Here is a 23,476-nt window from a genome sequence, read left to right on the forward strand (position 1 = left end):
CCGAGATGGGAGCAGATCACGGGGGCGAAAAAGCAGCCGCTTCTGGTCCTGATCGGGCCGACGGCGGTCGGGAAAACCGCGCTCAGCCTCAATCTGGCAAAAGCTTGGAACGCGGAGATCATCTCCGGCGATTCCATGCAGGTCTATCGAGGAATGGACATTGGCACAGCCAAAATCAAAGAGGATGAGAGAGAAGGCGTCCCTCATCATCTGATTGATATTAGAGAGCCCGAGGAGGCTTATTCGGCGGCCGATTTTCAAGCTGAGGCGGAGCGGGCGATTGCGGAAATTGCATCCCAAGGAAAGCTGCCGTTCATCGTCGGAGGAACGGGGCTATATATCGAATCGCTCTGCTACCGGTACCAATTCGCGGAGAACGGATCGGACGATGCGTTCCGGGCAGAGCAGGAAGCCTTTGCGGCCGGGCACGGGGCAGCCGCGCTTCATCAAAAGCTGGCCCGCATCGATCCCAAAGCCGCCGACCGCCTGCATCCAAACGATATTCGCCGGGTTATCCGCGCGCTCGAAGTGCATCATTTGACCGGCCAGACGTTCTCGGAGCAGCAGGAAGGACAGAAAAAGGAGTCGCCTTACGATCTTCTTATTATCGGACTGACGATGGACCGGGCGGAGCTGTACCGGCGCATCGAACGCCGTATCGATCTGATGCTGGAGGAGGGACTTGTCGCCGAAGTGGAGGAGCTAATGAAGCGGGGGCTGCCTTCTCATGCCGTTCCGATGCAAGCGCTCGGGTACAAGGAGATCGTCCGTTATTTGAACGGGGAATGCAGCTACGAAGCGGCCGTCGAACTGCTGAAGCGGGATACCAGAAGGTTTGCGAAACGCCAGCTGTCATGGTTCCGCCACATGAAAGATATCCGGTGGATTGACATGGGGGAAAATTTTCACAACAATTTGCAAGCGATTCATGGTATAATAGCAGGAAAGTTTCAAGATCATCTTGAATATACTTCTAATCAATCTTTTTAGACGGGGGTTAACGTCCAATGAACAAAACAATCAATATTCAAGATACGTTCCTGAACCAGCTGCGCAAGGATAACATACCGGTTACCGTATTTTTGATGAATGGATTTCAAATTCGCGGCGTCATAAAAGCCTTTGATAATTTTACCATCATTATCGACAGCGAAGGCCGTCAGCAAATGGTGTACAAGCATGCGATTTCTACCTTCGTGCCGCAGCGCAACGTGTCGCTCATGCAGCAAGAACAAAGCTCGACTGAGGTCTAGAATCACGCGGGACGTGAAACTTTCTTATAAAGGGTTTCGTTTAACTAGATAGCGGCACGCAAGGGCAACCCGCTCAATTAGCTGGGTTGCTCTTGCCGTTTCCGCGGCAGAGTCGTTAAACGAGAGAATTGCAGGAGGGGAGACATCATGAGAGAACAAACAAAAAGAACAAAAACATCCGGCGCAAAGCCAAAGAAAAGAAAAAAAAGGATCTCGGGACGCGGTTGGTTTTACGGCATTTTCTTTACTATCGTGATCGGGATCGTATGCGGCATTATCGGTTATCTGCTTATCGTTTTGAATGGCGAAAGGATCTTGGAGGAGAACGGCAGCAAGCTTGAGTTCGGCGAAGCGTCGATCATTTACGATGCCGAAGGCCAAGAAATTTCAAGGCTTTACGATTACATGGATCATCGCGAAATTGCCGAATTCGCGGAAATCCCCGAGGTGATGCGCAACGCGATTGTAGCGACCGAGGACGAACGGTTCTACGAGCATTCCGGACTCGACTTTTGGGCGATCGGCCGGGCGGTCGTAAAGGACGTTATCGCGCGCAGCGCTGTGGAAGGGGCCAGCACGATTACGCAGCAGCTGGCTAAAAACGTGTTCTTGTCTGCGGACAAGACGTTTTTCCGGAAGGCGACCGAAGCTTCCATTGCAGTCGCATTGGAACAGCAAATGACGAAGGACGAAATATTGACGATGTATTTGAACCGGATCTATTTCGGCAAAGGCATTCACGGCATTAAAGCCGCCGCGGATTATTACTTCGGCGTTGAGCTTCAGGATCTGGAGCTGTGGCAGGCCGCGACGCTCGCTGCGATGCCGAAGGCGCCGAACCGCTACAACCCGGTCAACGATCCGGAAGCCTCGATGAACCGCAGAGCGGTCGTGCTTGAGCTGATGTACAAGCAAGGCTACATTACGGCGGAGGAGAAGGAACAGGCGAAAGCCGTCGTTTATAAAGCTCCGGCTAGAGCGGAGGAAATGAAAAACGGCTCCTATCAGGCTTACGTCGACTATGTCATCGAAGAAGCGATGGAAATTACGAATATGACGGAGGAAGAGCTTCGCGTCAGCGGACTCCATATTTATACGTCGCTTAGCCAGCAGGCCCAGAAGGCGATGGATGAACAATACGCGAATGACGATAATTTCGAGAAGAGCAATGACGACCAAATCTCGCAAAGCTCTATGATCATTATCGATCACCGGAACGGCGAGATCAAAGCGCTGTCCGGCGGCCGGTATTACGAGGAGAAGGGCTGGAATCGCGTCGATAAACGCCGCCAGCCGGGCTCGGCGATCAAGCCGCTCGTGGTGTACGGTCCGGCGCTGGAGACTGGCAAATACTTCCCGTGGACGACGCTGAAGAACGATAAGAAATGCTTCTCCAACTATTGTCCGTCTGACGCGTGGGGAGCCGTGCCTGTTACGATGACGCAGGCGGTCAAGGAGTCCCGCAACCTTGCGGCGGTTTGGATGCTGAATGAAATCGGCGTGAGCAAAGGCGCTGCGTTCGCCGAGAAGCTTGGTCTTCAAATCGAGAAGGAAGACCGCAACCTGGCGCTAGCGCTTGGCGGTCTAACGAAAGGCGCTTCGCCGCTTGAGATGGCGACCGCGTACAGTATTATCGCGAACGGCGGCAAGTCCGTCGACCCGCATACGATTACGAAGATCGAAGGGAAGAGCTATAAAGGCTACGAGTACGAATCGCCGGCTGCCAAGCAGCTGATGTCGCCGGATACGGCATGGTATTTGACCGAGATGATGCAGTCCGTCGTCAGCAAAGGCGGCACGGGCGCCCGCGCTGCTATCGACCGTCCGGTGGCAGGCAAGACGGGTACAACGCAGCATGGCATTCCCGGCTTAAAAGGCGATAAAATTAGGGATGCTTGGTTCGTCGGTTATACGCCGGAGTGGACAGCGGCCGTCTGGATGGGATACGATAAAACAGACAAGGATCATCTCTTGACGAAAGGCGGAGGCCAATCGGCAGCCGCGCTGTTCTCTAAAGTGATGCTTCCTGCTATGAAGGGCGTTGAAAAGGGCAGCTTCGGTCAGCCGGAAGGCGTGAAGAAAGAAGAGACTCCGATGAAGATAACAAACTTTAAAGCGGAGTTCGTGGAAGAAGAGGTTAAAGTGCGCTTAAGCTGGGATCCTCTCGATGACAAAGATATCACCTATGAGGTCTACCGTAAGGAAAGCGGAGCAAGCGATTATATTCACTTCTCTGACGCGGTTAACCCATATGTGGAAGATATGAGCGTCTTCCCAGGCGTTACGTATGAATACTACGTCCTCGCCTATGACGCGAAGACGGAAAAACGAAGCGATCCGACAACGGCGATAACCGTTTCGATCCCTGAGGTGTCCTTGGATCTGCCTGACATTCCAATGGAACCGGTGCCGAGCGATCCGGTCGAGACGCTCCCGGGCGAAGAGGGACTTCCGCCTGAAACAGGCGGCGGCATAGGCAACGGCGGGGATGGCGGATTGCCGATCGAAACGGATACGCCGCAAAATACAGAACAGCCTGGAACTGGAAATGGAGAAGGGGCGACGGAACCTACTCCTACGCCGTCTACGGAACAAAACATCGATCAATTGTTAGAGAGATTAGGAGACGACGGCGTATAACAGACTGTGTTCTAGAATAGGTGGTTGAACATGTCAATTCGTGAATGGGTACCATACCGAAATATACTTGCTGGACTTGCGATTCTTCTTTTGCTTGCCGGTTGCGGCGGCAAGGAAGGCGCTGTGGCGGTGTCGGACAATGCGTCCGGCGCCCCCGGCAAAGTATTAAGCTGGGACAGGATGCCGGAAATGTCGATTGACCTGGACAAGCATTATCTGGCGAGAGTCGAGACGAGCAAAGGCGAGTTCGTGATCGCTTTAGATGCGATGAAGAAGCCGGTTACCGTAAACAATTTCGTTTTTTTGGCGCGGGAAGGCTTTTATAACGGGCTCACCTTCCATTCCGTCATAGAGTCTTACATGATTCAGACGGGCGACCCGAAAGGAAACGGAACGGGCGGGGCCGGTTATCGCATTCCGGATGAGCTTGACGCGGATGCTTCGTACGATGTCGGCACGGTTGCCATGTTCAATACGGGTTCACCGAATACGGGGAGCAGTCAATTTTTTATTTGCACCGGGGATGAGGCGTCTAACCTAAACCGCCAGCCGAATTATGCGATATTCGGCAAAGTGACGGAAGGAATGGATGTCATACGAGCGATTGCGTCGACGCCTGTGAAGGACGGCGTGCCGCTGGAGCCAATCGTTATCGAATCGATAACGATTGAAGAAAGCTAGACAAGATCTACTGAAAAAACGGTTGGATTTGGTTTTTTATGAGCCGAATCCAACCGTTTTTTTTATTTTGTGCATATTCGCTCGCCTCATTAATCAGAATAATCAACATCTTTGAAACTTGAAATGCAACAACGATGTGACGGAGGTATAGAACATGATGAAAAAATGGCTATCCATCTGCGCTTCAAGCATTTTGCTTGCGATGACTGTTTCGGGCTGCGCAGGCGGAGGAGGAACGAACACCAATAATAATGGTCAGAAGCAGGAAGAGACGGGGGGAGGGGGAGGCAAGCAGGTCACCCTTAAGCTGATGCAGTTCAAGGTGGAAATCACCGATCAGGTACAAGCCATGGTCAAGGATTACATGGCCGAGCATCCGAACGTCAAGATTGAAGCTCAGGTTACGACCGACTATGAAACGCTCCTTAAAACCCGGTTTGCGTCTGGCGACGAGCCCGATATTTTTGCCGCAAAAGCTTATACGGATATCGAGGACTGGTCCGACCGCCTTGCGGACTTATCGGGAGAGCCTTGGGTTGACAAATTGGCTCCGGCTGCTGTTCCGGGTATGACGATAAACAATCAGAAGCTGGGCTTTCCATTCGCGTTCGAGGGCTACGGCTTTATCTACAACAAAGACCTGTTCGCCAAAGCGGGAATTACCGACGTTCCAAAGACGCTGTCCGAGCTGAAGGAAGTAAACGAGAAGCTAAAAGCGGCAGGCATCTCTTCTTATTCGGAAGGGTATAAGGAATGGTGGATTCTCGGGCAGCACTTGTTTAACCTGCCGTTCGCTTATGAAGCAAAGCCAGAGGAAACGGTAGAGAAAATTAATAAAGGCGAGACGAAGGTCGCCGACTTGGCGCATATGAACGGATTCTTTGATGTGCTCGATATGACGATGCAGTACGGCAAAGGTCCTGAATCCGTCGGTATCAGTTACGATCAGCAGGTATCGGATTTTGCGTCCGGCAAGACGGCCATGATGCAGCAAGGGGTATGGACGATCAATTCGATTCTGAAAATCAACCCGGATATTAAGATGGGAATGTTCGCGATCCCGCTGTCGGATAATGCCGATGAAACCAAATTGCCTGTTGGCGTACCGGGTTATTACGTCGTCAACAAAAATTCAAAGCATGTCGACGAAGCCAAAAAGTTTTTGGACTGGCTGCACACCAATGGACAAAAATATCTCGTCGAATCCTTTAAGCTCATCCCGGCCTTTACCGATCTTCAAACGACGGAAGAGCTGGGGCCGCTGGCTGCCGATCTGAGCGCCTATGTGGAGAAAAACCAGACGATTCCTTGGGCGCACACGTTATGGCCTGCCGGATCCAACCAGGAGTTTGCAAAGCCGCTGCAGGCTTATGTCGGCAATCAGATGAACCGCGAGCAAGCTTTAAAAGAGATTCAGGCGATTTGGGATGCCAGGAAGAAGCAATAAGGCGGTATTTGATTAAAGGTAACCCTTATGGAGAAGACGGCCGGCCCCGCGGGGCTGGCCGACCTCTTCGAATTGTGTGTGAATAAAGAGCGGGAGGTGTAGTTCATGCCAACGAGGAGACTTCAGCAAAATTTAATCTATATCCTGTTTGTTGCGCCTGCAGTTTTCGTCTTTGCCTTAATCGTTCTGCTGCCATTCTTGCGCGCGATTATTTTTTCCTTTCAGGATTGGAATGGCATAAGCACCGTCATCCGTTGGGTGGGGCTCGACAATTACCGGATGATGTGGAAGGATGACGCCTTCTATCGGTCCTTCGCTTTCACGCTTAAATACGTTATCGTTACCACGATACTGGTAAACGTTGTCGGTCTGGCGCTTGCGCTCGCTTTAAATACGGCTTTGAAGACCAAAAATATTTTGCGAACCGCCTTTTTCCTTCCCTACGTCATCGGTTCGATTATTATCGGTTTTATTTGGCAGTTTATCATTACGCAGCTGTTCGCCGATATCGGCAGAGCGACCCAGTGGACATTGTTTATGAAAAACTGGCTGAGCTTGCCCGATTATGCTTTTTGGTCGCTCGTTCTCGTAACGATTTGGCACTCCTCCGGTTATTATATGGTCATTTATTTGGCCGCGCTGCAGGGGGTTCCCAAAGATTTGCTCGAAGCGGCCAGCATCGACGGTGCCGGGGTCATGCAGCAATTCCGTAGTGTGGTGCTGCCGCTCATCAGACCAGCCATGACCATTAATTTGTTCCTTGCGCTTTCCAATGGATTCAAGTCCTTTGACTTAAACTTTGCGCTCACCAAAGGCGGGCCTTTCGGCACGACCGAATCGCTTGCCTTGCACATATATTTAGACGCGTTCACGAAAAATCTGTTTACGTACGCTTCAGCGAAAGCCGTCGTCTTTTTTGTGGTGCTCGCGACAATCACGTTGGTGCAAGTCAGCGTCATGAAACGCAGTGAGGTGGAGTCATGAAAGAGAACCGCGCGGGTAAAGTGTTGCTTGAGCTCATTATGATCGTGCTTGCGCTGCTTTTTTTGTTCCCGCTTTATATCACATTTGTGAACGGCTTCAAAACCTATAATGAAGTGTTGACGTCTACAATCGGATTGCCGAAGGTCGTTCAGTTCCAGAACTTTTCGGTCGTCTGGAAGCAGATTAACTTCCCCGGCGTGCTGATGAATTCACTCATTATCACGGTGCTGTCCGTTGCCGGCATTCTGCTCATCAGCTCGGCAGCGGCTTACCAGCTCGTCAGAAGACCCGGAGCGATCAGCAACGCGATTTTCCTGTTGATCCTCTCCGCGCTTGTCATTCCGTTTCAGACTCTAATGGTCCCGCTTGTCAAAGTAGCGAGGGATTTCGGCTTGATCGACTCGATCTTCGGAATCATCGTGATGTACTGGGGATTCGGCCTGCCGATGGCGGTGTTTCTTTATCACGGGTTTATTAAGACGGTGCCGCGCGAGCTGGAGGAGGCGGCCCAAATCGACGGAAGCGGGGTTATCGGCGTATATATTCGGATTTTGCTGCCGCTTCTCAAGCCGATCACATCCACGATCGCGATTTTGCATTCGCTTTGGATCTGGAACGACTTTTTGCTGCCGCGAATCGTGTTAAGCTCCAGTCAGAACCAGACCATACCGCTCGCGTCAGCCGTTTATTTCGGCCAATATACGAATGAATGGCACTTAGGAATGGCCGCGCTCACGATGGCGATTCTGCCGATAATCGCCTTCTTCCTGTTTATGCAGCGGTACATTATTGCGGGGATTACTTCCGGCGCGGTCAAAGGATAGCGATTTGAAGGACATCCGTTTATTTAGCCGTTTTCAGCTAGCGAGCCCTTGACTTTCTTCCCGGAATAGACAAGGGTTCTTTGTTTTTCCAGTTTTATTTTTGCAGCCGGGTGGAGATGGACGTTAAGATATGGTAATCTTTTTTTATAGGGGTACCCTAAATGAACGGAAAGGTACGTACCGAGATGAAGAGAAAATTTTCTGACCGCGCGAATTGGCGCCGGATACTGCGGAGAAGCTACTCTTGCCTGGCCCTTGACGGTGACGAGTTCCGAGGTCTGGTTACCTTCTATCGGATTCATGAGTTACGGGAGCCGTTATGGAAGGAATATGACGGTCGAAGGCTCTGCTTGGCTGATCGGGGTTACTTATGGATGCAGCATTTTCCGAAGGGTGAGCATTTTGTCGTTACGACGATGTTCGATGACAAAGGACGCGTTGTGCAATGGTATATCGATGTATGCAAAACGCAAGGATTGACTGATCAACAAGTGCCGTGGTTTGACGATTTGTATTTGGATGTGGTTGTGCTGCCAAGCGGCGAGGTATACCTCATGGACGAGGATGAGCTGGAGGACGCGCTGCGGCAAGGGGATGTTACAGGCAAAGATGCCGCGTTAGCGCGGAAGACGGCCGGCAGGCTTTTATCCAGCATACGTAACGGCAGATTCCGCTATTTCACGCTGAGCTTGAAGCATCGGAAAAGCTTGGCTGAGCGTACCGGGGAGCTAAGCGAATCATGAAGGCACAGGTTCAGAAGCAGAAGAGGAGCAGACCGCGGAAGCGAAAGTCCGTCATTCGTCCGTGGCTGCTCCTATTTCGTTTGATGATGCTGGGGATTGCGGCCGGCGTATTATGGGTCGGTTACATGCTGTGGCTGATCAATGGGTACAGCGCAAAGGAATCATACCCTCCGGCTGACGCGGGCATCGTGCTCGGAGCCGCGCTATGGAATGACCGACCCAGCCCCGCGCTGAAGGAGCGGCTTGATGCCGCGCTTGCGCTGCTGGAGGATGGGACGGTCAAGACGCTTGTCCTGTCCGGGGGTCATGGGGGAAGATCGTCGACGCTTTCCGAAGCGGAAGGGATGCGAAACTATTTGCTCGAGAAGGGCGCTCCCGAGGACAAGCTGTTGCTAGAGACGAAGGCGACAAGCACGTTCCAAAATCTCGTATACAGCCGCGATCTGGCCGAGGAGCAAGGCTTGCGCACCTTCCTTGTGATTACCCATGATTACCATGCTTCGCGGGCCGGCGAAATCGCAAACTATGCCAAGATTGAGACAGTAGGCGTTGCCGGCGTGAAATCGCGCGTTTTAAATGAGTTCTACAATGATTCGCGAGAAGTGCTCGCCTATACCAAATGGAAGCTGGACTGGCTCACGATGACGCTCGGCCTGCGCTCTCCTGATTCGATGCTGTGAATCTGCTAATATGCCGCTGCAAGATAGAATAAACTTTGTAAAAGCGTGCAGCTAGCAGCTTCTGAAAAAGGACAGGTGATGCGCCAGATGAACGGCCATGTCATTTCGGGATCAGGCAACGGGACAACGAGACCTTCCCGGCAAATTAATGTGGTGCTCAGAAGCCACGAAACATTCGGGAGCAGCGCTTCCGCGCATGCGCTGGAGGCGGAGCCGCTTCCTGCCGTCAAGCCGCTTCCCGCGGGAGACCACTATGCCGACATTCAGAAGGAACTGGACCCGATGATCGGCATGGAGAACGTAAAGTCGCTGGTATACGAAATTTACGCTTTGCTGTACATTAGCCGGATGAGGACGGAAGCCGGTTTATTCGGCGGCTCTCAAGTGTATCATATGATATTTAAAGGCAATCCCGGCACAGGGAAAACGACAATCGCGAGAATTATTGCCAAGCTGTTCCAGAAGATGGGCGTTCTGACGAAGGGGCATCTCATCGAGGTGGAGCGCGCGGATCTCGTTGGCGAATATATCGGCCATACAGCGCAAAAAACAAGGGATCTTGTCCGCAAAGCGCTTGGCGGCGTCTTGTTTGTGGATGAGGCCTACAGCCTTGCGCGCGGCGGAGAGAAGGACTTCGGCAAGGAAGCGATCGACACGTTAGTGAAGGCGATGGAGGATCACCGCAATCAGTTCGTGCTGATTCTAGCCGGATACCCCCTTGAAATCGAGCAGTTTCTAATGACGAATCCAGGTTTGCCTTCCCGATTCCCCATCCAAATCGAATTTCCCGATTATACGGTTGACCAGCTGCTCCAGATCGGCGAAATGATGGTGAAGGAGCGGGATTATGTGATGATGCCCCAGACGGTGTTCAAATTAAGGCAGCTGCTTATGCAGGAAAAACAAAATGACGAGTTTTCCTTCAGTAACGCCCGATTTGTGCGCAATATAATAGAGAAGGCGATCCGCCATCAAGCGGTTCGGCTAATCGGCCAATATTCGAACTCCGTTCCAGGCAGAGTCGAATTGATGTCGATTCGGCCGGAGGATTTGAAGCTATAAACGGATGCTTACTAACGAAGCGCGTTTTGTTTACGCAAAGCATTGGAGGAAGCGCAGATGAGCGAAAAAACGTACACTGTTGACGGCAATGGCATCGAAAAAGCAATATTGATCAGTTTGGTGACGGCGGAAGATAAGCGAATGGGCGGAGACTCCGGCTATTCGCTTATCGAGCTTGAGCAGCTGGCGGAGACGGCCGGCGTAGAAGTGCTGACGACCATCACGCAAAATAAGGAGACGGCCGACTCCAAATGGTTTATCGGCAAAGGCAAGGTGCAGGAAGTCAAGGCCCTTGCGGACGAGCTCGGCGCGACGACCGCGATATTCGATCAGGAGCTCTCCGGGGCGCAGGTGCGCAATCTCGAAGAGGAGCTCGACCTCAAAATCGTCGATCGCACTCAGCTTATATTGGATATTTTCGCGCAAAGGGCAAAGACCAAGGAAGGGATCATCCAGGTCGAACTTGCCCAGCTCAGCTACTTGCTTCCCCGATTGTCCGGGCACGGGAAAAACCTGTCCCGGCTCGGCGGCGGCATCGGCACGCGAGGCCCCGGCGAATCGAAGCTGGAGACGGACCGGCGGCATATTCGGGGCCGCATATCCGACCTAAAGGCTCAGCTTCGGGAGGTTGTCCGGCATCGCAAGCTTTACCGCGCGAGACGGAAAAAAGCCGGCGCCATCCAAGTTGCGTTAGTCGGGTATACGAATGCCGGCAAGTCGACGCTGCTTCGGGAATTGACAAATGCGGATGTTTTCGTAGAAAATCAATTGTTCGCCACGCTTGACCCGACATCGCGGGTGCTGGAGCTGCCGAACGGCCGCGAGGTCATTTTGACGGATACGGTAGGCTTTATTCAAAATCTGCCGCATGATTTGGTAGCGGCTTTCCGGGCAACGCTTGAAGAGGTGAATGAAGCCGACCTTGTCCTTCATGTCATTGACAGCAGCTCTCCGATGAGGGAGGAGCAGATCGCTGTTGTCGAGGATATTTTGGGCGAACTGGGAGCTTCGGACAAGCCGGTAATTAAGGTGTATAACAAAAAGGATCTATATACTGAAGGCGGGTCGCTAGTGGATCTCCCGCATCGGAGCGTCAAAACGCTGGTCATCAGCGCGTTCGATAAAGAGGATTTGACGCTTCTTAGGGAAACGATCCAGGAGATGCTGACGGGCGGCCGCCTTGATCTGAGGCTGCCGGCTGACCGGGGCGATTTGATCGCTCTTGCTTACCGGTGCGGAGAAGTGAAAGGGCAATCGGTAGAGGAAGACGAAGTCGTCATGGAGCTTGAAATCAGCAAAAGCGCTTATGAGCTGTACGGACAGCCGCTGAAGCCATATGCGAGAACGTAACACGAGCAAAGGGAGAAACAGGAAATTATGAGACAAGAGCAGCATGGGAACGGAGAGCTGTGGGAAAGCTTGCTCCGGTTGTCAGACGAATCGGAAGAACTGGTGAAGAACTCCTTTCGAGCAATTGATCGCATTGCCGAACGTAACCAATGGAAAGTGATCGAAGCGTTCAAGCGTCATCAGGTGAGCGATTTTCATTTTGCTGGATCGACAGGTTATGGCTATAACGACCGCGGACGTGAAGTGCTGGACCTCGTATACGCGGATGTGTTCGGTGCGGAGGCGGCACTGGTCAGGCCGCACTTCGCGTCCGGAACGCATACGATCAGCTGCGCGTTGTTCGGGGTGCTAAGGCCGGGCGACGAGCTGCTGTATGTAACGGGCCGACCTTACGATACGCTGCATAAAGTGATCGGGAAACCGGGAGACGGCAAGGGCTCCCTGCAGGATTGGGGGGTAACCTATAACGAGGTTCCGCTCCTTGAGGAGGGGGGACTCGATTGGGCAGGCATCGAGGCCGCGATTACGGATCGCACCAAGGTCATCGGCGTGCAGCGCTCCAGAGGATATGATTGGCGCGCGTCGTTCACCGTTGCGGAAATCGGCGAAATCGTAAAGCGTGTGAAAGCGGTCAAAAGCGATGTTATCATATTTGTAGACAATTGCTACGGGGAATTTACAGAGCTGCTGGAGCCGACGGAGGTTGGCGTTGATCTGATGGCAGGTTCTTTAATCAAAAACCCCGGAGGCGGTCTTGCGGAGACCGGCGGCTACATAGCGGGGACGCGGGAATCGGTGGAAGCGGCTTCGTATCGTCTCACTGCTCCCGGCATCGGAGGCGAAGTCGGCGCCATGTTAGGAACGCTGCGTTCGATGTATCAAGGGCTGTTCCTTGCGCCCCATCTGGTTGGACAAGCTGTCAAAGGCAGCGTGTTCGCGGCCGCGTTATTCGAACGGCTTGGCTTCGAGAGCAAGCCGAAATGGCACGAACCGCGGACGGATCTCATACAAGCCGTCCGTTTCGGTAAAGCGGAGCATCTTATCGCATTCGTTCAGGGCATTCAGCAGGCGGCGGCCGTAGACGCGCATGTCGTTCCGGAGCCGTGGGACATGCCTGGCTATGAAAATCCGGTCATTATGGCGGCGGGCACATTTATTCAAGGCGGCAGTCTGGAGTTATCGGCAGACGCGCCGATCCGCGAGCCTTATATCGCTTATATGCAAGGCGGACTTACGTATGCTCATGCCAAGTATGGCGTGTTAATCGCTTTAAAAAAGCTGGTTGAAAGCGGATTGATTGTAATCAAACCTTACATACCTTGACACATTTATGGCCTGACGATACAATGAAAACATAAATGTGAGAGTGGAAGGTTGTGCGACATGGCTGATGAAATTCGCAGAAATATGGCCCTATTTCCTATAGGCATCGTTATGAAGCTGACGGATCTAACGGCCAGGCAAATTCGTTATTATGAGCAGCATGAGCTAATCGTGCCGGCTCGTACGGCGGGCAATCAACGGCTGTTCTCCTTCAACGACGTGGAACGGCTGCTGGAGATCAAATCCTTGATCGAGAAGGGCGTTAATATCGCCGGCATCAAACAAGTGATGAATCCGGTTTCGAAGGAATCGGACGATGCGACGATCGTCAGCGAACAGTCCGAAGTGAAGCGTCGCGAGCTCTCCGATCAACAGCTTCACCGCTTGCTGAAGCAGCAGCTGCTGGAGAAGAGGCCGGGGCAAGCATCCCTGATTCAGGGGCAATTAACCCGTTTCTTAAATAAACGGTAACACAATCGATTCGAAGGAGATGATTCTGTGGGCTACACCAAAGACGATATTAAGCGTATAGCTAAAGAACAGAACGTACGATTTATCCGTTTGCAATTTACCGATTTGCTGGGTTCGATCAAAAACGTTGAAATTCCGGTAAGCCAGCTTGACAAAGCGCTTGATAATAAAATGATGTTCGACGGTTCTTCGATTGAAGGCTACGTTCGCATTGAAGAATCCGACATGTACTTATACCCTGATCTCGATACTTGGGTCGTATTCCCTTGGGTGGCGGAGGATCGCGTTGCTAGGCTGATCTGTGACATCTACATGCCGGACGGTACGCCGTTTGCCGGTGATCCGCGCGGCATCCTGAAGCGTGTGCTGAAGGAAGCGGAAGAAATGGGCTTTACCGCGATGAACGTTGGTCCGGAGCCGGAGTTTTTCTTATTCAAGACCGACGAGCGCGGCGAGCCTACAACCGAATTGAATGACCAGGGCGGCTATTTCGATTTGGCGCCGATGGATCTGGGCGAGAACTGCCGCCGCGAAATCGTGCTGACGCTTGAGGAAATGGGCTTCGAGATCGAAGCTTCCCATCACGAGGTTGCGCCTGGCCAGCATGAGATTGATTTCAAATATGCCGATGCGATTAAAGCGGCCGACCAGATTCAGACGTTCAAGCTTGTGGTTAAAACGGTGGCTCGCGTTCACGGATTGCATGCGACCTTTATGCCGAAGCCGCTCTTCGGCGTTAACGGCTCGGGTATGCACTGCCATCAATCCTTGTTCCAAGGCAGCAAAAACGCCTTCTACGACGAAAAAGACAAGCTGGGACTCAGCGAAACCGCACGTTATTATATGGCCGGCATCCTGAAGCATGCCCGCGCTATGGCGGCGATCACGAACCCGACCATCAATTCGTACAAACGTCTAGTGCCTGGCTATGAAGCGCCATGTTATGTCGCATGGTCCGCAAGCAACCGTTCGCCTATGATTCGTATCCCGGCTTCGCGCGGCCTTTCGACCCGCATCGAAGTGCGCAACCCGGATCCGGCTGCCAATCCGTATTTGGCGCTGGCGGTTATGCTTAAAGCGGGACTTGACGGCATCCGCAACCAAGAGCCGCTGCCTGCTCCGACGGACCGCAACATCTACATCATGTCCGAAGAGGAACGCATCGACGCGGGCATTCCGAGCTTGCCGCTTGACCTGAAGGAAGCGCTGGACGAAATGCTGCGCAGCGACATCGTCTGCGAAGCGCTTGGCGACCACGCCCTCGCCCATTTCTACGAGTTGAAGGAAATCGAGTGGGACATGTACCGCACGCAAGTGCATCAGTGGGAAAGAGATCAATATTTGACGCATTATTAAGCTTGAGAGCTCTCGATCAATCGAGAGCTTTTTTTTATTGGTCTATGATAGGTGCTTGAAACTTGTGTACTTTGTGTAAATGTTAGCAACAAATCAGGATGTGATCGGCTTCAAAGCGGTGTGAAAGAGGCTGTACGGAAAATAATCCGATACGCGCTTTTTTGGGGTACATACCTTTTATGCGGTCATTTGGGGATGGAATAACAACTGGGACGTGATTGTCGGGGCTTTCGGACGGAGAAGGCATGTTTTTGAGCTAATCGAGTGCCTAGGTCAGACCGCAGGTTAAGATGCAATCTTCGGAGCGGATAAATAACAGGGCCGCCCTCCAGAGATGTGTCTGGAAGCGGCCCTGTTCGAGCATTAATGAATGTCGCGGAATAGTCCGATTACTTTACCGAGAATCGTCACGTTGTGGAGACGGATCGGCTCCATGCTGGAATTCTCGGGTTGGAGGCGGATATGGTCCTTCTCCTTATAAAATGTCTTCACAGTCGCCTCGTCGTCTTCGGTCATGGCGACAACGATGTCGCCGTTGTTGGCGGTCTGCTGCTGGCGGACGATGACGTAATCGCCGTTCAAGATGCCGGCTTCGATCATGCTCTCCCCGACAACGTTCAGAATAAACACTTTGTTATCGCCAACAAAGTGAGTTGGAAGCGGGAAGTAATCCTCTATGTTCTCCGTAGCGGTAATCGGAATACCGGCGGTAACCTTACCTACGATCGGCACTTGAGCGACAGGGAAAGGAATGACGTTGTCCGATTCGTCCTGGTTCAATATCTCGATCGCGCGAGGTTTAGTCGGGTCGCGGCGGATAAAGCCTTTCTTCTCCAGCCGGTCCAAATGCCCATGTACAGTAGAGCTGGACAGAAGCCCTACGGCTTCGGCGATCTCCCGAACGGAGGGCGGATAGCCTTTCTCCCGAACTTCTTGCTTAATAAATTCAAGGATCGAATGTTGCCGTTTGGACAGCTTCGACACTTACATCATCTCCATTCGTATTATTGTGTCAAATTATAACACAGAACCGAGGTTCGTACAAACATAAGTTCTGGGGCACAAAGGTTCGCATTTATTGTTGACTGGAACATTTGTTCGTGTTATTCTAATACCAGAACAAATGTTTGGGGTGCTGATAATGATTATGATGAATCAAGGTTCATACCGTTCTATTTATGCAGATAATAAGACTACTACTCAGAATCATACTTATATGAAAGCCGCAGCAGGCTGGCTGAAATCGAATCTAGTTAAAATCGTCGTTTGCGTGTCGCTGGCGGTTCTATTATTTACAAGCTTTTTAATGATGGGCACGAACGCTTCCGGCGGAGACGTGTTGGCTGAAGGAGAGGTTTCCGTAACCGTAGGCAGCGGCGATACGTTATGGTCGATTGCTAGCCGTCATGCTGAGGAAGGCGTAGACATCGGGTATATGGTATTCGTCATGAAGAGCAGGAACAATCTTGAGGACGTAACGATCAAGCCGGGTCAGCAGTTAATTATTCCGAAGCTGTAAAGGTGTATATACCAATATAGGAGCGTAGCACGGGGCGGACCGTTGTGACGCTCTTTTTTTCTGTTATAATGATAGAGTTGCCAATGCAAGGAGCCTGGCCGCGTGCCACCTTGACAATGCAACCTTGGTAATGTCAAATTAAGGAGTAGTTGTCCGCAGCAAGAGAGGAGTGGAACGAGTGGATATCGATAAGCTGATCGCGCGTATTAACGAGCTCTCCCGCAAAAATAAAACCGTCGGTCTGACTGATGAAGAAACAAAAGAGCGGGATGAGCTGAGACAGCAATACTTGAACAATTTCAAACGGAATTTCAAACAGCAGCTGGACTCCATTAAATATGTGGAGGATGAGGAAGGCAACGTTACCCATTAAGCCGGCAGGCTAAGAGTAATGTGATCCATAGATGCAGCGAATGAAGGAGGAAAACGTTTGTCACGTTCATGGGAGCGCAAAGTGCGCAAAAATATGGGCAAGCTCAATAAAGACCGGAAGAAGCACGGCGCTGGCCAAATTGTCCTGAATGCCGAGAAGAAGGATAAATTTACGGGCCGCAATTTTGTATTGCCGAGCTTGCTCATTGTGTTCGTTTTGTTTTATATTATCGTTTTCTCAACAAGTCCTGATTTCAAGTCTGACGGCATGTTCTGGCTGACGATCGGCTGTTATTTTGCGCTTGCGGCATTGTTCTTCTTCCGCCGGCCTTATTTAACGATCGGCAAGGACTATGTGCAATCCCGCCGCATGATGGGAGATCGGCGTCTTGGAGCAAAAGATATTAAGAGCATCCGAGTACAGAAGGGATACGTCACGATTTTGCCGCAGAAAGGCGCGGGCTGGATGTTTTCCCGTACGCTGAACCGTTTCAAAACGGATGAGATGGCGGACAAGCTAAAAACGTTCGCAGCAACATACAACATTCCTTTCGAACAACAATAGGGGAATAGGGGAGAGAGATAGCAATGGCGAAGCAAGCGGTATTATTCGATTTGGACGACACGCTGCTATGGGATGATAGAAGCGTAAAGGAAGCGTTCGAAGCGACCTGCCAGACGGGCGCTGAGGCAACGGGAGTGAACGCGGAGGAGCTCGAGGCTGCAGTCCGCAAAGAAGCGAGAGCGCTCTATGAATCCTATGAGACGTTTCCTTTCACAAAAATGATCGGGATTAATCCGTTTGAAGGCTTGTGGGCGAATTTTGCGGCAGGCGAGCAAGAGGAGTTCCGCAAGCTGCAGAAGCTCGCTCCGGAATACCGGAAAGCGGCATGGACGCTCGGCCTGAAGGCGCTTGGCGTAGATAATGAGGAGCTTGGCGCCAAGCTGGCGGAGCAGTTCCCGGCGGAACGCCGCAAGCGTCCGATTGTTTATGAAGAAACGTTCGAAGTGCTGGATCAGCTGAAAGGGAAATACAAGCTTTTGCTGCTAACAAACGGTTCGCCTGATCTTCAGAAGGAAAAGCTGGACGGCGTACCGGCTCTCATCCCTTATTTCGATCATATTATTATTTCCGGCGAGTTTGGGGAAGGTAAGCCCGCGGCTTCCATCTTCAGACACGCGCTCGAAAAGCTTGGCATCGAGCCTGAGCACGGCATTATGGTCGGCGATAAGCTGACAACCGATATTCTTGGCGCCAACACAATCGGCATGACTTCGGTCTGGATCAACCGTCACGGCATGACCCGCACCGACGAGATCATCCCGACCCATGAAATTAAGAGCCTGAGAGAGCTCCTTCAACTGCTGGAGTAGCGCGGGTCGGCGGGAAGGGATCGTTTCGAAGAAACGGCAGCGTAGGAGCGATCCCTTCACTTATCGCCTATTCTGCGAACGCTCAAACGAAAAGCCCCTCCGAATAAGAGGGGCTTCACTTATAACGATTTACTTCTGAAATACAGGATCTGCGTATGGATGAGCGATCCAGCCTTCCGTCTCGATGAAGAGGCGAACTGCTACGATTTGGCGGTTCTCCATCAGCGTGAAGAAGTGAGGCTTGTGCTCCGGAACGGAAATGACGTCGCCTGCTTCCAGTTCAACGTCGAAGTAGCCGACATCGTCTGTGCCTTTAATAATGAAGATGCCTTTACCAGCTGTAATGGCGCGAACTTCGTCTTCGGTGTGCGTATGCACGTTCTCGAACTTTTTCAGAAGCTCATCCAGGTTAGGAGTCGCGTCGGACAGGGAGATGATATCCCAAGTTTTGTAGCCGCGGCGGTCCGCAAGATCGCGGATTTCCTCGTCGAATGTCGCTAAAATTTCTGCTTTTTCTTCGTCGCTCAGTACGAATTTATTTTGCAGGCTAGCTGGAAGCTTGCTAGGATTCCAATGCTCATATAGAACCTCTTGGCTTTCCAGAAAAGCGCGTACGTTTTCTTCCCCTTTAATTCGTTCTTCCGTATTGCGAATACGAATCTCAGCCATGGTTATTCCCTCTTTTCCAATGGAAATTAAATGATATAATGATTATAATTCAAAACCGAATGATTGTCGATGATATTCCTTTTCACTATGAGGCGATTCTGTTAAACTATTTTGTAACGATTTTTTGGGAAGGGTGTAGCACATTGTCGAGACCGACCTTAGAACAAATGCTCAAGGAGCGCATCTTAATTTTGGATGGCGCCATGGGCACGATGATACAGCAAGCCAATTTGACGGAGGCCGATTTCGGCGGGGCGGAGCTTGACGGCTGTAACGAAATGCTGGTATTGACGCGTCCCGACGTCATTTCTTCTATTCATGAGCAATATCTGGCAGCAGGTGCAGACATCATCGAGACCAACACTTTCGGCGCGACGAGCGTCGTTCTGGCGGAGTACGATATTCCGGAGAAAGCGCGGGAAATCAACTTGGCCGCGGCAAAGCTGGCGCGCGAAGCGGCTGACAAATACAGCACGCCGGACAAGCCGCGCTTCGTTGCCGGCGCGCTTGGCCCTACGACAAAGACATTGTCGGTCACTGGCGGCGTGACGTTCGACGAGCTTGTCGACAGCTACTATGAGCAAACCTTGGCTCTTATCGAAGCGGGCGTCGATGCGATACTGCTAGAAACCTCCCAAGATACGCTGAACGTCAAAGCGGGCAGCATCGGCGTGCGCAAGGCTTTTGAGACGACTGGCAAAGAGCTGCCGATTATGATATCCGGCACGATCGAGCCGATGGGCACGACGCTTGCCGGCCAAACGATCGAATCCTTCTACATTTCGCTCGAGCATTTGAAGCCGATTTCGATCGGATTGAACTGCGCGACTGGACCGGAATTTATGCGCGACCATATCCGTACGCTAAGCGAAATCGCGGACTCTGCAGTCAGCTGCTATCCGAATGCGGGATTGCCCGACGAGAACGGCAACTATCACGAGTCGCCTGAATCGCTGGCGCATAAGCTGTCCGCTTTCGCCGAGCAGGGCTGGCTCAACATTGCCGGCGGCTGCTGCGGCACGACTCCTGCCCACATCCAAGCGATTGCGGAAACAATGGCGAAATACGAGCCGCGCACGAAGATGGGCGAGCATCCTGACGCCGTATCCGGCATCGACACCGTTTTTATCGAAGCGGACAACCGTCCGATTATGATCGGAGAACGAACGAACATTTCCGGTTCGCGTAAATTCAAGCGTCTTATAAAAGAAGAAAAATTCGACGAAGCGTCCGAAATCGCCAGGTCACAGGTGAAGGGCGGCGCGCATGTCATCGACATCAACCTGCAGGATACGGACATCGACGAGGCTTACGCGGTGCGTCAATTCCTGCCCCAGGTCGTGAAGAAGATCAAAGCGCCTCTTATGCTGGACTCCACCTACGATCATATTATCGAGCTCGGCCTCAAATATTCGCAGGGCAAAGCGATTATCAACTCCATTAACCTGGAGGACGGCGAGTCGAAGTTCGAAAAAATCGTGCCGCTGATCCACCGTTACGGCGCGGCTGTAGTCATGATTCTGATCGATGAGCGCGGTCAGGCCGTGTCGAGGCAAGCGAAGCTGGAAGTCGCAGACCGCGCCTATAAGCTGCTGACGGAGAAGTATGGCGTGAATCCGGCGGACATTATTTTCGACCCGAATATGTTCCCGATCGGCTCCGGAGACCCGCAATATATCGGTTCCGCGGTCGAGACGCTTGAAGGCATTCGCATGATTAAGGAAAAATATCCGGAGACAAAGACGATTCTCGGTCTCAGCAACATTTCGTTCGGTTTGCCTGACGCGGGACGCGAGGTGCTGAACTCGGTATACTTGTACCACGCAACCAAAGCGGGTCTTGATTACGCGATCGTAAATACGGAAAAGCTGGAAAGATACGCCTCCATTCCGGAGGAGGAGCGCAGACTTGCTGAGGACCTCATCTACAATACGAACGACGATACGCTAGCGGCGTTTGTTGCGGCATTCCGCGACAAGAAGGTTGAGAAGAAGGAGAAGATTTCGAACCTGACGCTGGAGGAACGTCTCGCTTCCTATATTGTGGAGGGGACGAAGGAAGGGCTCATTCCGGATCTCGACGAAGCGCTTAAGAAATACGCGCCCCTCGACATCATTAATGGTCCGCTTATGCGCGGGATGGAAGAGGTCGGCCGGCTGTTCAACAACAACGAGCTGATCGTTGCGGAGGTGCTGCAGAGCGCCGAGGTCATGAAAGCGTCCGTCAGCCATCTCGAGCAGTTTATGGAGAAGGAAGAGACGTCGGTAAAGGGCAAGATCATCCTTGCAACGGTAAAAGGCGATGTGCATGATATCGGCAAAAACCTGGTCGAAATCATTTTGTCGAATAACGGCTACAAAATCATTAATCTCGGCATCAAAGTGCCGCCTGAGCAATTAATCGAAGCCTACCGTAAAGAAAAGGTTGACGCCATCGGCTTGTCCGGCCTGCTTGTAAAGTCTGCCCAGCAGATGGTGGTGACGGCGCAGGATCTCCGCAACGCGGGCATCGACGCGCCGATTCTGGTAGGCGGAGCGGCGCTGACGCGGAAGTTCACGAAGACGAGAATCGGTCCGGAATATGACGGACTTGTCTTGTACGCGAAGGACGCGATGGACGGTCTCGATATCGCGAACAAGCTGATGGATCCCGAGCATCGCAAGCGTCTGGAGGAAGAGCTGGCGGCTTATAAGGCTGCGGGAGCGGCTGACGAGGCGGAAGAGAAGCCAATGCCTCAGCTGACGCGCGCGGTTCGCTCCAAGATTAATCCGGACGCGCCGGTATTCGCGCCGCCGGATTTGGAGCGCCATATTCTTCGCGATGTGCCGATCCCGCAAATCGTGCCTTATGTGAATATGCAAATGCTGCTCGGCCATCATCTTGGGTTAAAGGGCACGGTCGAGAAGCTGCTTGCCGAGGGCAACGAGAAGGCGGTTCAGCTCAAGGAAACGGTAGACACCATCTTGAAGGAAGGAAGCGCCCAAGGTTATTTGAAGGCGCATGGCATGTACCGCTTCTTCCCGGCGCAATCCTCGGGCAACGATGTCATCATCTATGATCCGCAGGACCCAACCAAAGAAATAAAACGATTTACGTTCCCGCGCCAGCAGGTGGAGCCATACCTGTGCTTGGCGGATTTCTTGAAGTCCGTCGACAGCGGCGTCATGGATTATGTCGGCTTCCTCGTCGTCACCGCGGGTCAAGGGATACGCGAGCTTGCGAACGAGTGGAAGGATAAAGGCGATTACCTCCGTTCCCACGCGCTGCAAGCCGTCGCGCTTGAGGTAGCGGAGGGGCTTGCGGAACGCGTCCACCACATGATGCGCGACATTTGCGGTTATCCGGATCCGGCCGACATGACGATGAAGCAGCGGCATGGCGCGCGTTATCAGGGTATCCGGGTATCATTCGGCTATCCGGCATGTCCGAACCTTGAGGATCAAGAGCCTCTGTTCGACTTGATGAAGCCGTCCGACATCGGCGTTGAGCTGACCGAAGGCTTCATGATGGAGCCGGAGGCATCCGTGTCCGCGATGGTGTTCGCTCATCCGGAAGCGCAATATTTTAACGTGGATAAAGCATAGGAATACATCGTTCGAGCCTTCCGAAGATCGATCCCAAGGATCGCTTCTCGGGGGGCTCCTTTAACATCGCAGACATGGCGCCAGAAAGCTGAAGGAAAGAGGGCAAAGGGATGAAAGTATGGTTTTTGGGAACGGGAGCCGGCAGACCGAACAAGCAGCGGAACGTGACATCGATGGCTTTGCAGCTGCCGGATTCGGAATCCGGCTGGTGGCTGTTCGACTGCGGGGAGGCGACGCAGCACCAGCTGATGCATGTGCCGCTTAAGCTAAGCAAGCTGGAGCGGGTTTTCGTCACGCACATGCACGGCGATCATGTATACGGTTTGCCCGGCTTGCTCAGCAGCCGCTCCTTCGCAGGCGGCATTACACCGGTAACGCTGTATGGACCAGCCGGGATTAAGAGCTATGTCGAGACGGTATTCGCGCTGACCGGGACGATGCTGGATTACGATCTAACCTTTCATGAGCTGGAAGAGGAAGAGCTGTCGACGGTTTATGACGGAGGAAGGTTTAGCGTCAGCGCGGGGCCGCTCGTGCATCGCGTGCCTTGCTTCGGCTACCGGATCGCGGAGCGCAGCACGCCGGGACCTCTGCTTGCGGATAAAGCGAAGTCGCTTGGCGTGAAGGCCGGGCCGTTGTTCGGCAAGCTAAAATCGGGGGAAACGGTCACGCTTGAGGACGGAACCGTAATTCGGCCGGAGGATGTGACGGACGGCGTTATTCGCGGCAGGGTCGTTACCTTGCTCGGTGACACAAGTCCATGCGACATGTCGCTGACGCTGGCGAAAGAAGCCGACCTTCTCGTGCATGAAGCGACGTTTGCCGCCGGGCTGGAGGAGAAAGCCCATGAATTCGGACACAGCACGACGGTGGAAGCGGCGCGAACGGCTCTTGCAGCCGGCGCGAAGGGGCTGGCGATGACGCATTTCAGCGGGAGGTACAGCAATGAAGAGCTGGCGAAGCTGGCAGCAGAAGCGGCGGCGGTATTCCCGAATGTGATCGCGGCCACGGACTTCAGCTCGGTGGAGATCAGCCGCCCGCTTCCGGATCGGGAAGGAAGCGGCTTATAGCGCGACGTATCCTGAAAATGGCATTGCCGAGCGAACATGTATTCTGTACAATAAAGAGCGATAGTTTTCACTAC

General features: G+C 52.6%; 22 protein-coding genes. 20 read left to right on the top strand and 2 right to left on the bottom strand.

The annotated features are described in order from the left end of the window. Positions 1-15: 15 nt before the first annotated feature. From miaA to glnA, 14 genes are all read left to right on the top strand, one after another. Positions 16-990 (top strand): tRNA (adenosine(37)-N6)-dimethylallyltransferase MiaA, encoded by a 975-nt coding sequence (miaA, locus tag D3P08_RS09115; RefSeq protein WP_119599502.1) that lies wholly within the window; start codon positions 16-18, stop codon positions 988-990. Between the two features lie 17 nt (positions 991-1,007). Continuing rightward, the gene (gene hfq, locus D3P08_RS09120; protein WP_119599210.1) at positions 1,008-1,253 is read left to right on the top strand and encodes an RNA chaperone Hfq; all 246 of its coding nucleotides are present in this window, start codon (positions 1,008-1,010) and stop codon (positions 1,251-1,253) included. Positions 1,254-1,400: 147 nt separating this feature from the next. After that, on the top strand, positions 1,401-3,893 hold the full coding sequence (locus D3P08_RS09125) for a PBP1A family penicillin-binding protein (RefSeq protein ID WP_119599211.1): 2,493 nt from the start codon (positions 1,401-1,403) through the stop codon (positions 3,891-3,893). Positions 3,894-3,923: 30 nt separating this feature from the next. Continuing rightward, entirely contained in the window at positions 3,924-4,574 is a 651-nt protein-coding gene (locus D3P08_RS09130) for a peptidylprolyl isomerase (RefSeq protein ID WP_119599213.1), read from the top strand. 154 nt (positions 4,575-4,728) lie between these two features. Continuing rightward, positions 4,729-6,021 carry an ABC transporter substrate-binding protein gene (locus tag D3P08_RS09135; RefSeq protein WP_119599215.1) on the top strand — a complete coding sequence of 431 codons (1,293 nt, stop codon included), beginning with the start codon at positions 4,729-4,731 and terminating at the stop codon, positions 6,019-6,021. Between the two features lie 105 nt (positions 6,022-6,126). Further along, positions 6,127-7,005, top strand: a complete 879-nt coding sequence (locus tag D3P08_RS09140) for a carbohydrate ABC transporter permease (protein ID WP_119599217.1) — start codon at positions 6,127-6,129, stop codon at positions 7,003-7,005. Further along, positions 7,002-7,829: a carbohydrate ABC transporter permease gene (locus tag D3P08_RS09145; RefSeq protein WP_119599219.1), complete on the top strand. Its 828-nt coding sequence runs from the start codon at positions 7,002-7,004 to the stop codon at positions 7,827-7,829. The genes D3P08_RS09140 and D3P08_RS09145 overlap by 4 nt, the downstream gene beginning before the upstream one ends. A 185-nt stretch (positions 7,830-8,014) precedes the next feature. Beyond that, on the top strand, positions 8,015-8,572 hold the full coding sequence (locus D3P08_RS09150; RefSeq protein WP_119599504.1) for a ribonuclease FAU-1 family protein: 558 nt from the start codon (positions 8,015-8,017) through the stop codon (positions 8,570-8,572). Beyond that, complete coding sequence (locus tag D3P08_RS09155; protein ID WP_119599221.1) at positions 8,569-9,252, top strand: YdcF family protein; 684 nt, start codon at positions 8,569-8,571, stop codon at positions 9,250-9,252. Before D3P08_RS09150 ends, D3P08_RS09155 begins: the two co-directional genes overlap by 4 nt. A gap of 87 nt (positions 9,253-9,339) precedes the next feature. Beyond that, on the top strand, positions 9,340-10,314 hold the full coding sequence (locus D3P08_RS09160; RefSeq protein WP_119599506.1) for an AAA family ATPase: 975 nt from the start codon (positions 9,340-9,342) through the stop codon (positions 10,312-10,314). A gap of 57 nt (positions 10,315-10,371) precedes the next feature. After that, positions 10,372-11,664 carry a GTPase HflX gene (gene hflX / locus D3P08_RS09165; RefSeq protein ID WP_119599223.1) on the top strand — a complete coding sequence of 431 codons (1,293 nt, stop codon included), beginning with the start codon at positions 10,372-10,374 and terminating at the stop codon, positions 11,662-11,664. Positions 11,665-11,691: 27 nt separating this feature from the next. Continuing rightward, positions 11,692-12,987 (top strand): methionine gamma-lyase family protein, encoded by a 1,296-nt coding sequence (locus tag D3P08_RS09170; protein ID WP_119599225.1) that lies wholly within the window; start codon positions 11,692-11,694, stop codon positions 12,985-12,987. 60 nt (positions 12,988-13,047) lie between these two features. After that, positions 13,048-13,458 carry a MerR family transcriptional regulator gene (locus tag D3P08_RS09175; protein ID WP_076334621.1) on the top strand — a complete coding sequence of 137 codons (411 nt, stop codon included), beginning with the start codon at positions 13,048-13,050 and terminating at the stop codon, positions 13,456-13,458. A 27-nt stretch (positions 13,459-13,485) separates the two neighbouring features. Then, positions 13,486-14,814 carry a type I glutamate--ammonia ligase gene (glnA, locus tag D3P08_RS09180; protein ID WP_119599227.1) on the top strand — a complete coding sequence of 443 codons (1,329 nt, stop codon included), beginning with the start codon at positions 13,486-13,488 and terminating at the stop codon, positions 14,812-14,814. Between the two features lie 363 nt (positions 14,815-15,177). Here the strand turns inward: glnA and lexA are convergent, their stop codons facing one another. Further along, the gene (lexA, locus tag D3P08_RS09185) at positions 15,178-15,798 is read right to left on the bottom strand and encodes a transcriptional repressor LexA (protein ID WP_119599229.1); all 621 of its coding nucleotides are present in this window, start codon (positions 15,796-15,798) and stop codon (positions 15,178-15,180) included. Between the two features lie 232 nt (positions 15,799-16,030). Between lexA and D3P08_RS09190 the strand changes: the two genes are divergently transcribed. From D3P08_RS09190 to D3P08_RS09205, 4 genes are all read left to right on the top strand, one after another. Then, positions 16,031-16,333, top strand: a complete 303-nt coding sequence (locus tag D3P08_RS09190; protein WP_162848409.1) for a LysM peptidoglycan-binding domain-containing protein — start codon at positions 16,031-16,033, stop codon at positions 16,331-16,333. A gap of 178 nt (positions 16,334-16,511) precedes the next feature. Beyond that, a complete protein-coding gene (locus D3P08_RS09195) occupies positions 16,512-16,706 on the top strand; it encodes a DUF896 domain-containing protein (protein WP_119599233.1) in 195 nt (64 codons plus the stop codon). 57 nt (positions 16,707-16,763) lie between these two features. Next, positions 16,764-17,270, top strand: coding sequence for a hypothetical protein (locus D3P08_RS09200; protein WP_119599235.1), 507 nt, complete (start codon positions 16,764-16,766; stop codon positions 17,268-17,270). A gap of 23 nt (positions 17,271-17,293) precedes the next feature. Further along, positions 17,294-18,079 (top strand): HAD family hydrolase, encoded by a 786-nt coding sequence (locus D3P08_RS09205; protein WP_119599237.1) that lies wholly within the window; start codon positions 17,294-17,296, stop codon positions 18,077-18,079. A gap of 129 nt (positions 18,080-18,208) precedes the next feature. Here the strand turns inward: D3P08_RS09205 and D3P08_RS09210 are convergent, their stop codons facing one another. Next, positions 18,209-18,748, bottom strand: coding sequence for a 1,2-dihydroxy-3-keto-5-methylthiopentene dioxygenase (locus tag D3P08_RS09210; RefSeq protein ID WP_119599239.1), 540 nt, complete (start codon positions 18,746-18,748; stop codon positions 18,209-18,211). 167 nt (positions 18,749-18,915) lie between these two features. Between D3P08_RS09210 and metH the strand changes: the two genes are divergently transcribed. Continuing rightward, positions 18,916-22,332, top strand: coding sequence for a methionine synthase (metH, locus tag D3P08_RS09215; RefSeq protein WP_420819026.1), 3,417 nt, complete (start codon positions 18,916-18,918; stop codon positions 22,330-22,332). Between the two features lie 110 nt (positions 22,333-22,442). Next, positions 22,443-23,402, top strand: a complete 960-nt coding sequence (gene rnz, locus D3P08_RS09220; protein ID WP_119599241.1) for a ribonuclease Z — start codon at positions 22,443-22,445, stop codon at positions 23,400-23,402. The last annotated feature ends 74 nt before the right edge of the window (positions 23,403-23,476 follow it).

This window comes from Paenibacillus nanensis (assembly GCF_003583765.1).
GTDB classification, from domain to species: Bacteria; Bacillota; Bacilli; order Paenibacillales; family Paenibacillaceae; genus Pristimantibacillus; species Pristimantibacillus nanensis.

Excerpts from the sequence above, each read along its gene's own strand:
- hfq (WP_119599210.1), top strand. The coding sequence starts at position 1,008 with ATGAACAAAACAATCAATATTCAAGATACGTTCCTGAACCAGCTGCGC.
- D3P08_RS09125 (WP_119599211.1), top strand. The coding sequence starts at position 1,401 with ATGAGAGAACAAACAAAAAGAACAAAAACATCCGGCGCAAAGCCAAAG.
- D3P08_RS09130 (WP_119599213.1), top strand. The coding sequence starts at position 3,924 with ATGTCAATTCGTGAATGGGTACCATACCGAAATATACTTGCTGGACTT.
- D3P08_RS09135 (WP_119599215.1), top strand. The coding sequence starts at position 4,729 with ATGATGAAAAAATGGCTATCCATCTGCGCTTCAAGCATTTTGCTTGCG.
- D3P08_RS09140 (WP_119599217.1), top strand. The coding sequence starts at position 6,127 with ATGCCAACGAGGAGACTTCAGCAAAATTTAATCTATATCCTGTTTGTT.
- D3P08_RS09145 (WP_119599219.1), top strand. The coding sequence starts at position 7,002 with ATGAAAGAGAACCGCGCGGGTAAAGTGTTGCTTGAGCTCATTATGATC.
- D3P08_RS09150 (WP_119599504.1), top strand. The coding sequence starts at position 8,015 with ATGAAGAGAAAATTTTCTGACCGCGCGAATTGGCGCCGGATACTGCGG.
- D3P08_RS09155 (WP_119599221.1), top strand. The coding sequence starts at position 8,569 with ATGAAGGCACAGGTTCAGAAGCAGAAGAGGAGCAGACCGCGGAAGCGA.
- D3P08_RS09160 (WP_119599506.1), top strand. The coding sequence starts at position 9,340 with ATGAACGGCCATGTCATTTCGGGATCAGGCAACGGGACAACGAGACCT.
- hflX (WP_119599223.1), top strand. The coding sequence starts at position 10,372 with ATGAGCGAAAAAACGTACACTGTTGACGGCAATGGCATCGAAAAAGCA.
- D3P08_RS09170 (WP_119599225.1), top strand. The coding sequence starts at position 11,692 with ATGAGACAAGAGCAGCATGGGAACGGAGAGCTGTGGGAAAGCTTGCTC.
- D3P08_RS09175 (WP_076334621.1), top strand. The coding sequence starts at position 13,048 with ATGGCTGATGAAATTCGCAGAAATATGGCCCTATTTCCTATAGGCATC.
- D3P08_RS09190 (WP_162848409.1), top strand. The coding sequence starts at position 16,031 with ATGAAAGCCGCAGCAGGCTGGCTGAAATCGAATCTAGTTAAAATCGTC.
- D3P08_RS09205 (WP_119599237.1), top strand. The coding sequence starts at position 17,294 with ATGGCGAAGCAAGCGGTATTATTCGATTTGGACGACACGCTGCTATGG.
- D3P08_RS09210 (WP_119599239.1), bottom strand. The coding sequence starts at position 18,748 with ATGGCTGAGATTCGTATTCGCAATACGGAAGAACGAATTAAAGGGGAA.
- metH (WP_420819026.1), top strand. The coding sequence starts at position 18,916 with ATGCTCAAGGAGCGCATCTTAATTTTGGATGGCGCCATGGGCACGATG.
- rnz (WP_119599241.1), top strand. The coding sequence starts at position 22,443 with ATGAAAGTATGGTTTTTGGGAACGGGAGCCGGCAGACCGAACAAGCAG.